General features: G+C 72.8%; 15 protein-coding genes. 6 read left to right on the top strand and 9 right to left on the bottom strand.

Annotated elements, in window-relative coordinates:
• Positions 1-10: 10 nt before the first annotated feature.
• The 3 genes from ACEZDE_RS01840 to pdxR all read right to left on the bottom strand — a co-directional run bounded on the left by ACEZDE_RS01840 (position 11) and on the right by pdxR (position 2842).
• Positions 11-760, bottom strand: coding sequence for a YoaK family protein (locus ACEZDE_RS01840; RefSeq protein ID WP_380530990.1), 750 nt, complete (start codon positions 758-760; stop codon positions 11-13).
• A gap of 73 nt (positions 761-833) precedes the next feature.
• Positions 834-1235: a nuclear transport factor 2 family protein gene (locus ACEZDE_RS01835; RefSeq protein ID WP_380530988.1), complete on the bottom strand. Its 402-nt coding sequence runs from the start codon at positions 1233-1235 to the stop codon at positions 834-836.
• Between the two features lie 65 nt (positions 1236-1300).
• Positions 1301-2842: a MocR-like pyridoxine biosynthesis transcription factor PdxR gene (gene pdxR, locus ACEZDE_RS01830; protein WP_380530985.1), complete on the bottom strand. Its 1542-nt coding sequence runs from the start codon at positions 2840-2842 to the stop codon at positions 1301-1303.
• A gap of 46 nt (positions 2843-2888) precedes the next feature.
• Here pdxR and ACEZDE_RS01825 point away from each other — a divergent pair, with 46 nt between their 5' ends.
• Positions 2889-3374, top strand: a complete 486-nt coding sequence (locus tag ACEZDE_RS01825; protein ID WP_380530983.1) for a carboxymuconolactone decarboxylase family protein — start codon at positions 2889-2891, stop codon at positions 3372-3374.
• Here the strand turns inward: ACEZDE_RS01825 and ACEZDE_RS01820 are convergent.
• From ACEZDE_RS01820 to ACEZDE_RS01810, 3 genes are all read right to left on the bottom strand, one after another.
• Positions 3316-4377 (bottom strand): EamA family transporter, encoded by a 1062-nt coding sequence (locus ACEZDE_RS01820; RefSeq protein WP_380530980.1) that lies wholly within the window; start codon positions 4375-4377, stop codon positions 3316-3318. The genes ACEZDE_RS01825 and ACEZDE_RS01820 overlap by 59 nt on opposite strands.
• A 61-nt stretch (positions 4378-4438) precedes the next feature.
• Entirely contained in the window at positions 4439-5683 is a 1245-nt protein-coding gene (gene kynU, locus ACEZDE_RS01815) for a kynureninase (RefSeq protein WP_380530978.1), read from the bottom strand.
• Complete coding sequence (locus ACEZDE_RS01810; protein ID WP_380530975.1) at positions 5673-6428, bottom strand: tryptophan 2,3-dioxygenase; 756 nt, start codon at positions 6426-6428, stop codon at positions 5673-5675. Before ACEZDE_RS01810 ends, kynU begins: the two co-directional genes overlap by 11 nt.
• A 142-nt stretch (positions 6429-6570) precedes the next feature.
• Here ACEZDE_RS01810 and ACEZDE_RS01805 point away from each other — a divergent pair, with 142 nt between their 5' ends.
• From ACEZDE_RS01805 to ACEZDE_RS01790, 4 genes are all read left to right on the top strand, one after another.
• Entirely contained in the window at positions 6571-7005 is a 435-nt protein-coding gene (locus ACEZDE_RS01805) for an Lrp/AsnC family transcriptional regulator (RefSeq protein WP_380530973.1), read from the top strand.
• A gap of 24 nt (positions 7006-7029) precedes the next feature.
• Positions 7030-7860 carry an alpha/beta hydrolase family protein gene (locus tag ACEZDE_RS01800; RefSeq protein WP_380530971.1) on the top strand — a complete coding sequence of 277 codons (831 nt, stop codon included), beginning with the start codon at positions 7030-7032 and terminating at the stop codon, positions 7858-7860.
• Between the two features lie 138 nt (positions 7861-7998).
• On the top strand, positions 7999-9393 hold the full coding sequence (locus ACEZDE_RS01795) for a family 2B encapsulin nanocompartment shell protein (protein WP_380530968.1): 1395 nt from the start codon (positions 7999-8001) through the stop codon (positions 9391-9393).
• Positions 9394-9426: 33 nt separating this feature from the next.
• Positions 9427-10185, top strand: a complete 759-nt coding sequence (locus ACEZDE_RS01790; RefSeq protein ID WP_380530965.1) for a bestrophin-like domain — start codon at positions 9427-9429, stop codon at positions 10183-10185.
• Positions 10186-10239: 54 nt separating this feature from the next.
• Here the strand turns inward: ACEZDE_RS01790 and ACEZDE_RS01785 are convergent, their stop codons facing one another.
• Together ACEZDE_RS01785 and ACEZDE_RS01780 are read right to left on the bottom strand one after the other, a co-directional pair.
• The gene (locus tag ACEZDE_RS01785; RefSeq protein ID WP_380530962.1) at positions 10240-10815 is read right to left on the bottom strand and encodes a TerD family protein; all 576 of its coding nucleotides are present in this window, start codon (positions 10813-10815) and stop codon (positions 10240-10242) included.
• A 74-nt stretch (positions 10816-10889) separates the two neighbouring features.
• Positions 10890-11378 (bottom strand): hypothetical protein, encoded by a 489-nt coding sequence (locus ACEZDE_RS01780; protein WP_380530960.1) that lies wholly within the window; start codon positions 11376-11378, stop codon positions 10890-10892.
• A gap of 71 nt (positions 11379-11449) precedes the next feature.
• Here ACEZDE_RS01780 and arfB point away from each other — a divergent pair, with 71 nt between their 5' ends.
• Entirely contained in the window at positions 11450-11878 is a 429-nt protein-coding gene (arfB, locus tag ACEZDE_RS01775) for an alternative ribosome rescue aminoacyl-tRNA hydrolase ArfB (protein ID WP_380530957.1), read from the top strand.
• On the opposite strand, the gene ACEZDE_RS01770 is transcribed toward arfB, so the two are convergent.
• On the bottom strand, positions 11875-12447 hold the full coding sequence (locus tag ACEZDE_RS01770; protein WP_380530954.1) for a flavin reductase family protein: 573 nt from the start codon (positions 12445-12447) through the stop codon (positions 11875-11877). The two genes, arfB and ACEZDE_RS01770, sit on opposite strands and share 4 nt — an antisense overlap.
• Positions 12448-12636: the final 189 nt, after the last annotated feature.

Raw genomic sequence — 12636 nt, 5'->3', positions numbered from 1 at the left:
GGCCCGTCGGTCAGGCGGCGGTGCGGGTCCAGGGCGGGGTGGAGCGGGACGGGCGGGCCAGCGCCGCCGCGGCGAGGACCAGCAGCACGGCGGCCAGCAGCAGCGGCAGCCCGGTCCGGCCGTGCAGCGCGGCCAGGCCGCCGACCAGGGCGCCCAGGAACATGGACAGGGCGGAGAGCAGCCGTCGGCCGATCCTGCTGTCGCTGCCGCCGGCCAGTCGGCTGTCGGCGGCGATGCCGGTGATGGTGAGGGTCAGCACGGTGGTGGTGAGGTCGGGGACGGCGAGCCTGCGGGCGGCGGCGTTCTGCGCGCCCATGGCCAGGCCGAGCAGCACCACCAGCACATAGCGGGCGTGGCCCGACTCGGCGTGCGGCAGCAGCAGGCAGCACAGGTACGCGGCCAGGACCAGCACCGCCTCGGCGGCCAGGGCGGCGAGCAGCAGTCGGCCCCGGTGAGCGGCGAAGCGGACGCCCAGCCGTCCGCCGAGCAGGGCGCCCAGGGCGAAGGCGGCCAGCGCGGTCAGCGAGGCGGCGAGGTAGAAGTCGGGCGACCCGGCCAGCGCGAAGGCGATGAAGACCACATTGCCGGTCATGTTGGCGACGAAGACCCGGCCCAGCACCAGGTAGCTGAAGGCGTCGACCAGGCCGGTCACCACGGTGAGCGCGACCAGCAGTGGTGGGAGCGGGCCGTGCCGGTTCTCCGGGCGGTCCGACAGGTCGGGGACGAGGGTGGCCCAGGCGTCGCGCAGCGCGGTGATCACGGAAGGGCTCCAGACGGCGGCTCGTGGGATCGGCCCACCCGTTGTACACCTTCTTGTACGCCGCCAGGGGGCGTCACTCGTCGGTCATCCGCATCCGGTCGAGGTGTCGGCCGTCGGCGGTGAGGGTGAAGGCGAGGGCGGCGGGGCCGTTGTAGCCGCCGGTGGTGGCGATGTCCACGACCAGGGCGGTGCCTGCGGCGGTGATCCGGCGGACCGTCAGGCGGGCGTCCAGGCCGAGGAACTCGCGGTCGCTCCAGCCGCGGATCGCTGCGCGGCCGGTGAAGGTGCGGCCCCAGTCGTCCACGGTTCCGGTCGCGCCGAAGAGGTCGGTGAAGGCGGTGGCGTCGCCCCGGCGGACGGCGTCGAGCAGGGCGCGGACGGGGGCGGCGGGGAGCGGGGTCGGGGTGGGGGAGGCAGGGGCGGAAGGGGAGGCGGCGATGGGCGAGGGGGTGGCGTTCGAGGGGGCGGTGGTCATGGTGTCGAGTCTGGCGCGGGGGCGCCGGGTGCGCCTCGGGCGTGGGACCTAGGGCTTTTTGTTGGTCAGACGACGGATTCCAGGGCCTGGCAGAGGGTGTCCAGGGCTTCGGCGAAGGCGTGGTCGGCCGGGGTGCCGTAGCCGACGACCAGGCCGTCGGCCGGATCAGTCGGATCAGTCGGATCAGTCGGATCAGCCGGATCGGGCGGGGTGCGGCCTTCGGCCGGGTGGCGGAACCAGTCGAGGCCCTGGACTGCCAGGCCGAGCCAGTCCGCGCTGCGTACCGCCTCGCGTTCGGTGCCCGGGGGCAGCCGCAGCACCGCGTGCAGTCCGGCGGCGATGCCGTCGACCCGTACCGACGGGGCCCGTTCGGCCAGTGCGGCGACCAGGCGGTCCCGGCGGCGGCGGTAGCGCAGCCGCATCGCCCGCAGGTGCCGGTCGTAGGCCCCGCAGTTGATGAACTCGGCCAGGGTGAGCTGGTCCAGCACACCGGGGTGCCGTTCCTCCGCGCCCTTGGCGTGGACCACCTGGTCGACCAGGCGTCCGGGCAGGGCCATCCAGCCCAGCCGCAGCGCGGGGGCGAGGCTCTTGCTCGCCGTCCCGAGGTAGGCCACCCGCTCGGGGTCGAGCCCCTGCAGCGCGCCGACCGGCTGGCGGTCGTAGCGGAACTCGCCGTCGTAGTCGTCCTCCAGGATCAGTCCGCCGGTGCTCCTGGCCCAGTCGACGACGGCCGCCCTGCGGTCCGGGTGCAGCGGGACGCCGGTCGGGAACTGGTGTGCGGGGGTGAGCAGCACCGCGGCGTGATCCGGCGTCAGCTCGGTTACCACCGCGCCACGGTGATCGATCGTCAGCGGATCGGTGCGCAGTCCTGCCGCGGTGACGATGCCGCGGTGCAGGTCGAGGCCGTAGGACTCCACGGCGAGGGTGCGGGCGCCGTACTGCTGCCGGAGGGTCCGGCTGAGCAGCGAAAGGCCCTGGGTGAAGCCGGAGCAGACCACGATCCGGTCCGGGGCGGTGCGCACCCCGCGGGCTCGGGCCAGGTAGTCGGCCAGGGCCTGGCGCAGTTCCGCGCAGCCGCGTGGATCGCCGTAGCCGAAGGCCGTGCTGGGTGCGGCGGTCAGGGCGCGCCGGGCGGCGGCGAGCCAGGCCGCGCGGGGGAACGAGGAGAGGTCGGGCATCCCGGCGAACAGGCTGTGGCTGCCGCCGTCGCCGTGGAACGGGGTGAACGCCTCGAAGCGCGCGGCGGGCCGGGGCGCGCGGGAGTCGGCCGGGGCCGGTCGGCGGGCCGGCTGCGGTCGGCGGCGGACCGGGGCGGCGCCGGCCGCCCGTCGCGCCACCCGGGTGCCGGAGCCCTGGCGGGCGGACAGCCAGCCCTCGGCGACCAGCTCGCCGTACGCGTCGGCGACGGTGTTGCGGGCCACGCCGAGGTCCGCCGCGAGCGAGCGGGACGGCGGCAGCCGGGTGCCGGGCGCCAGCCGCCCGGAGCGGACGGCGTCGCGCAGGGCCCGGATCAGCGACGCCCTGACCCCGCCGGGGCCGGACAGGTCCAGGTCCAGGTGCAGGTCCACGCCGAGCGCGGGCGGAGAATTGGCCCATGGTTCTTCCATGGAAATGGACCATACTCCTGTGCTAATTCTGACCTAGCCTTGATCCATGACAACGACACAGACGACACAGACGACGACGCACATGCACGGGCAGCGGATCAATCTGGCCAAGCTCGCCCCCGAGGTCTACCGGGCGATGGTCGCCCTCGACGCCGCAGCCCGGAAGGGTCTTGACCCGGTGGTCGCCGAGCTGGTGAAGATCCGCTCCTCGCAGCTGAACCACTGCGCCTTCTGCATCGACATGCACACCAGGGACGCGCGGCGGGCCGGGGAGTCGGAGGAGCGGATCTACCTGCTCAGCGCCTGGGAGGAGGCCGGCCCGGTGTTCACCGAGAAGGAGCAGGCGGCCCTCGCGCTGGCCGAGGCGATCACCGTGATCACCGACGGCTTCGTCCCGGACGCGGTCTACGAGCGGGCGGCGAAGCACTTCGAGGAGGAGGAGCTGGCGCACCTGATCGCGGTGGTCTTCACCATCAACGCCTGGAACCGGATCGCGGTCTCCACCCGGATGGCTCCGACGCTGGGACGCTGACCCCGGGCAGCGGTTCCGGGACGGCGGGGCCGGGTCCTGCCGGGGTCGCGGTCTGGGCGACGCAGGCGCCGGTCAGGACCAGCAGTCCGCCGATGATCTGCGGCAGCGTCAGGTGCTCGCCGAGCAGCACCCAGGCCAGCACCGTCGCCACCACCGCCTCCAGGCAGGCGAGCACCCCGGCCACCGGCGCGGACAGCCGGCTCACCGAGGCGACCCCGGTGAGGTAGGCGAGCACGGTGGCGATCAGCACCACCCAGCCGAGCAGCAGCAGCGCCGGAACCCTGGTCCCGCCCATGGACGCGTCCTGTCCGAGCAGGCTCCAGTGGGTCTCCCAGGGGCGGGCGATCGGCAGCAGCACCAGCGCGCCGACGATCAGGCCGTACGCGGTCATCCCGATCGGGTCGATCGGGTCTGCCTGCTCGCTCGGGGCGGCCTGGCCGACCGGTTCGGCCTGCTCCCCGCCGGACTTCTCGGAGAGGATGAAGTAGCCGACCATCGCGCAGGCCGCCCCGAGCGCGGAGGCCACCCCGATCGGGTCCAGGCCGCCCAGGCCGTTCCAGAACTCCACCACCAGCGCGAGCCCGGCCATGGTGGTGACCGCGCCCACGGTCGCCGCCCGGCTCACCCGGCGGCGCTGGACGAAGCGGACGTAGCCCAGCAGCAGGGCCGGGCCCAGGTACTCGATCAGCAGCGCGACCCCGACCGGGATCCGGGAGATCGCGAAGAAGTAGCAGCCCTGGACCAGGGCCACGCCGATCAGCCCGAAGCCGATCAGCAGCCCGGGACGCCGCCGCGGCAGGTCGCGGTGCCGGACCGCCACCGGCAGCAGCACCAGCGCGGACAGCGCCATCCGCAGCCACACCACCTGCATCGACGTCAGCCCGGCCTCGATCAGCGGCTTGGCCGCCGTCCCCGAGCCGCCGAAGGCGACCGCGGAGAGCAGGGCGAGGGTGAGGCCGGTACGGCGGCGCGAGGTCGCGGAGGCGGGGGCGGGGGAGTGCATGGCGTCATTCTGGCAGCGGGGCCGCCGGGAGCGACAGGGGTGTCCAGCAATGATGCTGCTGTCAGGTCACCGCTCCGGCCGCGGCGGCGAAGCGGGGCTCGCGCCACACCCCGGTGGCCAGCACGTCGCGCAGGGCCTCGGCCGCGTCCCAGACCTGGGCGTGGCTCAGGTAGAGCGGGGTGAAGCCGAAGCGCAGCACGTCCGGGGCGCGGAAGTCGCCGATCAGGCCGCGCTCGATCAGCGCCTGCATCACCGGGTAGGCCTGCGGGTGCCGCAGCGAGACCTGGCTGCCGCGCTCGGACGGCTCGGCGGGCGTCAGCGAGGGCAGCCCCAGCGGTTCGGTGAGCTGGAGGAACAGCGAGGTCAGGGCCAGGCTCTTGGCCCGCAGCGCGCCTAGGTCCACGTCCTGCCAGAGGTCCAGCGCGGCGGCCAGGCCGGCCAGGCTGAGCAGCGGCGGGGTGCCGGTGAGGAAGCGGCCGATGCCGGGCGCGGGACGGTAGCCGGGCTCGAAGGCGAACGGGTCGGCGTGCCCGAACCAGCCGGTCAGCGGCTGCTCCGCGCGGTCGTGGTGGCGCTCGGCGGCGTAGAGGAAGGCGGGGGAGCCGGGGCCGCCGTTGAGGTACTTGTACGTGCAGCCGACCGCGAAGTCCGCGTCGCAGGCGTCCAGCCGGACCGGCAGCGCGCCGACCGAGTGGCACAGGTCCCAGACCACCAGCGCGCCGTGACGGTGGATCAGCTCGGTGACCGCGGCCATGTCCTGGAGCCGTCCGGTGCGGTAGTCGACGTGGGAGAGCAGCACCACCGCGACGTCCTGGTCGAGCAGCTCGTCCAGTTCCCGCAGGGTGTCCCCGTCCCGGCTGATCAGCCGGCGTTCGTGGGCCGGGGCCGCCCCCTCGGTCAGATAGAGGTCGGTGGGGAAGCTGCCCAGCTCGGAGACGATCGCCCGGCGCTCGGGGCGCAGCCGCAGCGCGGTGGTGAGCACCTTGAAGAGGTTCACCGAGGTGGAGTCGCAGACCACGGTCTGCCCGGCCGCCGCGCCGACCAGCGGGGCGATCCGGTCGCCGAGGCCGCGCGGCAGGTCGTACCAGCCGGCCTCGTTCCAGCTGCGGATCAGTCCGCCGCCCCACTCCTGTTCCACCATTCGGGAAATGTGAGCCGGGGTGTGCGCGGGTAGTGCGCCGAGTGAGTTCCCGTCCAGGTAGAGGACGCCCTCGGGCAGGGTGAAGCGGTCGCGGAAGCCGCGCAGCGGGTCGGCGGCGTCCAGCGCCTCCGCCGCCGAACGCGGCAGCGGCAGCTCAGAGGGCATTGCGGGCCTCCCACAACTCGGGGAAGACGTCCTGCTCGGCGGCCTTGCGGAGCCAGCTCAGACCGCTGGAGCCGCCGGTGCCGGGCTTGGCGCCCATGGTCCGCTTCACCGAGCTGAGGTGCCGCTGCCGCCACCGGGTGACCCGCTCCGCGACGTCCAGCAGCAGCTCGCCGAGCCGGGCCAGGTCGGCGTACGCCGGGTCGCCGTAGACGGTGACCCAGGCCCCGGGGCCGGTCAGCCCGCGCCGGGCCAGCACCGCCTCCGCGTCCTGGTACAGGGAGGGGCCGCGCAGCGTCTCGGCCAGCTCGGCGTGCACCCGGGGGTGGCCCGCGTACAGGTCGAGCAGCCGCTCGCTCTTGTTGCCGAGCAGGAACTCCAGGTGCAGGTAGCTGAACGACTGGAAGCCGCTGGCCTCGCCGAGGTACGGGCGGAATGCGCCGAACTCGACCGGCGTCATGGTCGCCAGCAGCTCCCAGGAGCCGACCAGCACCTCCTGGACGCCGAGGCCGCGGCGCAGCGCGGCGCTCGCGCCGGTCAGGTCGTCGGCCCGCAGCGCGTGCTGCGCGCTGGTCCACTCCACTCTGAGCTGGGCGAACAGCAGTTCCATGACCTGGGTGGCGACGATGAAGGTCCGCTCGGCCGGCTCCTTGCTGCGCGGGTGCTGCAGCGCGTGCAGGGCGTCGATGCCCGCGTAGGCGGCGTACGGGGTGGTGGGCTCGGCGCTGAAGTCGAGTCTGGGTTCCATCGCGGTTCTCCTCGGGTCGCTGCCGCCATTCTCGATCGTTTCGAGCCTCTGCTGAATGGCCGTCGGATGCCACTTGGGACCCCCGGCCTACCATGGGCGAGGCAGATCACCACCCGGGGTTTGCGAACGAAAGGCAGAGGCTGTGGACGCGGTGGACCGGCGGTTGCTGGCCGAGTTGCAGCAGGACGCGCGGCTGTCCTTCAACGAGCTGTCGCGGCGGGTGAACCTGTCCTCGCCCGCGGTCGCCGAGCGGGTGCGCCGGCTGGAGGCGGCCGGGGTGCTCACCGGCTACCACGCCCGGGTCGACCTGGTCCGGGCCGGACGGCCGGTGACCGCGCTGGTCCAGGTGCAGTGCTACGGCCCGCGCTGTGTACTGCGCGACCCGGCCGTCGCCGACTGGCCGGAAGTACTGCAACTGCACCGGGTGACCGGAGACGCCTGCTGCGTGCTGATGGTGGCGGTAGCGTCCATGGCGGAGTTCGAGGCGCTGATCGACCGGCTGTCCGCGTACGGGCAGCCGGCCAGCACGATGATCCTCTCCAGCCCGCTGCTCTGGCGGCCGGTCGAACCGTCCTGACACCCCATCACAGCGAGGAGCACCGTGAGCGCGAGCGACGACGTCCTGTCCCGCCCCGCCCCGCCGCCGGACCACACCGCCCGCTACGGGCCGCACCCCGAGCAGGTGGTCGACCTGCGGCTGCCGCCCGGCGGCGCCGCGGGCACCCTGGTGGTGCTGGTCCACGGCGGCTTCTGGCGGGCCGCCTACGACCGCGCGCACACCGGGCCGCTGGCCGACGCGCTGGCCCGGGTCGGCTTCGCCGTCGCCGTGCCCGAGTACCGGCGGGTGGGCTCGCCCGGCGGGGGCTGGCCGGGCACCTTCGACGACCTGGCGATCCTCACCGAGTCGCTGCGGACCATCACCGTCGCCCGGGGCATCCGCACCAAGCGCACCGTGCTGGTCGGCCACTCGGCCGGCGGCCACCTCGCGCTGTGGGCCGCCGCCCGGCACCGGCTCCCGGTCGGCTCGCCGTGGCGCACCGAGTGGCGCCCGGACGCGGTGGTGTCACTGGCCGGCTGCGCCTCGCTGGCCCTCGCCGACATCTGGGGCCTGGGCCGGGGCGCGACCGCCACCCTGCTCGGCGGCAACGTCGACGCCGTCCCCGACCGCTACGCGCTGGCCGACCCGGGCGCGCTGCTGCCGCTCGGCGTCCCGGTGACGCTGCTGCACGGCAGCGACGACGAGGAGGTCCCGGCCGCGATGAGCCGGGAGTACGCGGCGCTGGCCGAGCGGATGGGCGATCCGGTCCGGCTGGTGGAGCTGCCGGGGATGGAGCACTACGGACTGATCGACCCGCTCTCCACCGCCTGGCCGCACCTGCTGGACGCGCTGGGTGACGCCGCGTCGACACAGGGTGATGCTTCCGGCCGGTAACCACTGGCATATGCGAACAGCCGCTGGGGCTACCCCGAATGGGTGTCGAACATGTGCACTCGATCGGGGAATGGAAGGTTGCCTGGTCAGCCGACACTCTGGAACCGCAGGTCACACGTTCTGGGGAGGCAGTAGCAGATGACGGACCAGCAGACCGCTCTCGGTACGGCAGCGGCAAAGAATCTCGCGACCACCACCAAGACGCCCCCGCAGATGCAGGGCATCACCTCGCGGTGGCTGCTGAAGATGCTGCCGTGGGTCCAGGTCGCCGGCGGCACCTACCGGGTCAACCGGAGGCTCACCTACTCCACCGGTCGCGGGCGGCTCAGTTTCGCCCAGACCGGCTCGGAGGTGCGGATCGTCCCGCCCACCCTCGGCGAGCTGCCGGTGCTGCGCGGGTTCGACGACCAGGAACTGCTCACCGAGCTGGCCGGGCGGTTCGCCCAGCGCGAGTTCGAGGCGGGCGAGGTCATCGCCCAGCGCGGCGCCCCGGTCGACCACGTCCTGGTGGTCGCGCACGGCAAGATCCGCAAGCTGGGGGACGGCAAGTTCGGCGACCACGACGCCGTCCTCGGCACCCTGGCCAACGGCGACCACTTCGGCGACGAGGCGATGACGGAGGTGCTCACCGGGGCCGGCACCACCTGGGCCTACACCGCCAAGGCGGCCACCGCGGGCACCCTGCTCGCGCTGCCCAAGGAGGCCTTCGCCGGCCTGGTCGACCGCTCCCCGGAACTCCGGGTCCAGGTCGACCTGTTCCTGGCCGAGGCCGAGCTGGCGCAGGACAAGCACGGGCAGGCCGCGATCGAGCTGGCCGCCGGGCACGAGGGCGAGGAGGAACTGCCCGGCACCTATGTGGACTACGAACTCGCGCCGCGTGAGTACGAGTTGAGCGTCGCGCAGACCGTGCTGCAGGTGCACAGCCGGGTCGCCGACCTCTACAACCAGCCGATGAACCAGATCGAGCAGCAGCTCAAGCTCACCGTCGAGGCCCTGCGCGAGCGGCAGGAGTACGAGATGGTCAACAACCCGGAGTTCGGGCTGCTGCACAACGCCGAGCACGAGCAGCGGATCCACACCCACGGCGGCCCGCCCACTCCGGACGACATGGACGAGCTGCTGTCCCGCCGCCGCGGATCCAGCATGTTCCTGGCCCACCCGCGGGCCATCGCCGCGTTCGGCCGCGAGTGCAGCAAGCGCGGTCTCTACCCGGACGCGGTGGACGTCGGCGGGCACCGGATCCCGTCCTGGCGCGGGGTGCCGATCTTCCCCTGCGGCAAGATCCCGGTCAACGGCGGCCACACCAGCTCGATCCTGGTGCTGCGCACCGGCGAGGACAACCAGGGCGTGGTCGGGCTGCACCAGACCGGCCTGCCGGACGAGTACGAGCCCGGCCTGTCGGTCCGCTTCATGGGGATCAACGAGAAGGCCGTGATCCAGTACCTGGTCAGCACCTACTTCTCGGCCGCGGTGCTGGTCCCGGACGCGATCGGGGTGCTGGAGAACGTCGAGGTGGCGCATCCGCGCGACTGAGCCCCCGGCCCGGACCGGAAGGAGCGTGACCGGGTGAACTGGTCGGACATCCTGATCTTCGCTGGTTCGCTGGCCCTCTCGGTGGTCCTGCTCTGGGCGGTGCAGCGGTTCGTCCCGCATCCGTCCAGGGAGGGCCACAACGACGTCGCCGGCTTCATCTTCGCCGGGGTGGGGGTGCTCTACGCGGTGCTGCTGGGGTTCGTCGTCATCTCGGTCTGGGAGAACGTCGACGCGGCCCGGCAGACCACCTTCCAGGAGGCGGACGCACTGGCGGGGATCTACTGGATCTCCCGTGACATGCCGCTGCCGCTGGGCGCCACCATCGAGCACGCGACCCTCGACTACGCCCACACCGTCGAGGACACCGAGTGGCCGCTGATGGCGGACCACAAGAGCAGCCCCGAGGCCACCCAGGAGGTCTACGCGATCCGTGACGCCGTCAACTCCTACCAGCCGACCACGCCGGCCCAGCAGGTGCTGTTCGACCACGCGGTGTCCCACGTGGAGGCGCTGGCGACCGAGCGCAGGGAGCGGCTGACGGAAGTCGAGGACTCGGTGCCGCCGATCCTCTGGGGGGCGCTGATCCTCGGCGCGGTGCTGACGATCGGCTTCACCTACCTCTTCGGCCTGTCCAACTCGCTGGCCCACGCCCTGATGGTGCTGACCCTGACGGCACTGGTGGTGGGGTCGCTGATCCTGATCAAGGAGATGAACTACCCCTTCAGCGGGGTGACCAAGGTGGAACCGACCGCCTTCCAGGTCTTCCTGGACCGACTGCCCGCCCCGCGCTGACGGAACGGGGCCACCGGAGGAACTCCGGTGGCCCCGTTCGCCGTTGCCGCTCCGCTACAGGCTGACGCCGAAGTCGCGGGCGATCCCGGACAGGCCCGAGGCGTAGCCCTGGCCGGTGGCGCGGAACTTCCACTCGGCACCGTTGCGGTAGATCTCGCCGAAGACCATCGCGGTCTCGGTCGCGGCGTCCTCGCTGAGGTCGTAGCGGGCGATCTCGGCCTCGCCTGCCTGGTTGACCACCCGGATGAACGCGCTGCGGACCTGGCCGAAGTTCTGGCTGCGGTTGTCGGCGTCGTAGATCGACACCGGGAACACGATCTTGTCGGCCTCGGGGGGCAGGCCGGCCAGGTTCACCTTGATCTGCTCGTCGTCGCCGTCGCCCTGGCCGGTCAGGTTGTCACCGGTGTGGACCACTGTCTGGTCCGGGGTCGAGGTGTTGTTGAAGAACACGAAGTGCTTGTCCGAGAGGACCTTGCCCGAGGTGTCCAGGACGATGGCGCTGGCGTCCAGGTCGAAGTCCGTCCCGGTGGTGGTGCGGACGTCCCAGCCCAGGCCGACGGTGATGGCGGTGAGACCGGGCGCCTCCTTGGTGAGCGAGACGTTTCCGCCCTTGGACAGGCTTACCGGCATGGTGGTGGCCCCTTCCTGATCCTGCGTCGATTTCGGCTACCGGTAAGAACGCGGGGCGGCCCTCTTACGGTTCCCTACCGGACCCGCGGATACCGTGCCTGTACGTCCCATACGGTGGCGTTGTCGGCGAAGCCCTCGTGCAGGTCGGACAGGTCAGCGATCAGGTCCTGCAGGAAGTCCCGCGCCTCCCGCCGGAGTTCGGGGTGCCGGACGGTGACCGGCGGCGCCTCGGTCCAGTCGGCGCGGATCTCCACCCAGTTGAAGCGGCGGCTGAACCGCAGCCGGTCGGCCGACTCGGTGAAGTCCAGCTCGGCCTGCTGCAGCCGCGAGGCCCGTGGGCCGGCCGGGTCCCGGTCCAGCTCCTCGACGATGTCGCAGAGCGCCCAGGCGAAGTCCAGCACCGGCACCCAGCCCCAGGCGGTGGACAGCTCCCGCCCGTCCGCCTCCAGGTGGACGTCCCCGCTGAACAGGTCGTGCCGCAGGGCGCGGGCGCCGACGCTGCGGTAGTCGGTCTGCGGGGGGTCGGGGAAGCGGGTGGACAGCGAGTAGCCGAGGTCGATCACCGGACGATGCTCCCACGCCGCGGAACCTAAACCCCTGGCGGTCGGCGGCCGGGAGCGGGGATCATGGGGGCATGTCCCTTCCCGTCCGCGTCCGCGGCTCGGTCGTCGTGCCCGACGCCGAGCTGATGTGGCGTTTCTCTCGCTCGTCCGGTCCGGGCGGCCAGCATGTGAACACCTCCGACACCCAGGTCGAGCTGCGGTTCGACGTCGCCGCCTCGGCGGTGCTGCCCCAGGTCTGGAAGGAGCGCGCGCTGGAGCGGCTCTCCGGCCGCCTGGTGGACGGCGCGGTCCTGGTCGTGCGGTCCTCCGAGCACCGCTCGCAGTGGCGCAACCGGGAGGCCGCCGCGGTGCGGCTGGGCGCCCTGCTGAGCGACGCGGTGGCGCCGCCGCCGCGGACCCGCCGGGCCACCCGCCCCAGCCGGGGGACGGTGGAGCGGCGGCTCACCGACAAGAAGCGCCGGGCCGACGTCAAGCGAGGCCGCTCGGGCAGGTTCGACTAGCCCAGCTGCCGGTACTGGCCCCGGAAGTAGAGCAGCGGGCCCTGCTCGGAGCCGGGCACCCGCGCGGCCAGCACCCGGCCGATCAGCAGCACGTGGTCCCCGGCGGGTATCCGCTGCTCGGTGCGGCACTCCACGGTCGCCAGCGCCCCGTCCACCAGCGGCGCCCCCGAGGCGTCGCCGCGGCGGTGCGGCAGGTCGGCGAACAGCAGCCGGTCGCTGACCCGGCCCTTCATCGCGAAGCGGGCCGCCGCAGGGCGCTGGTCCGCGCCGAGCACGGACACCGCCCAGGTGTCGACCCGGGACAGCGCCTCCTCCATCCGGGAGTCCTCCCGGACCGAGACCAGCACCAGCGGCGGCTCCAGCGACACCGAGAGGAACGCGGTGGCGGTCATCCCGAGGTCCTCGCCGCGCGGTCCGTCCTCGGGGTCGTGCGCCGTCAGCAGCACCACCCCCGAGGCCAACTGGCCGAGGGCGGCCCGGAACTCCTCGGGAGTGGCCTGGCGGGGCTCGGGAGCGGCGGTCGGGCCGGTGCCGGAACCGTTGGCGGAGTGCTGCGCGGCGTTGTACACGTAACGCACCGTATCTTCGTGGAGCGGTCGACCGCATCGGGCGATGGGTGTAGACCAGACCCCGTCGGGGGACCTAGGCGGGGCCGACAGCGTCGAGGGTCGATCAGTTGTGTGAGTTGGGTCACAAGTGCCGTCCATTTGCTGACCCAGCGTGCCTATTGGTGTGCTCCCTGTGATTCAGTTTGTTCC

The sequence above is a fragment of the Streptacidiphilus cavernicola genome (assembly GCF_042510955.1).
GTDB lineage: Bacteria > Actinomycetota > Actinomycetes > Streptomycetales > Streptomycetaceae > Streptacidiphilus > Streptacidiphilus cavernicola.
The sequence above is the reverse complement of the archived record's forward strand: the minus strand, read 5'-3'. Positions and strand labels throughout refer to the sequence as shown.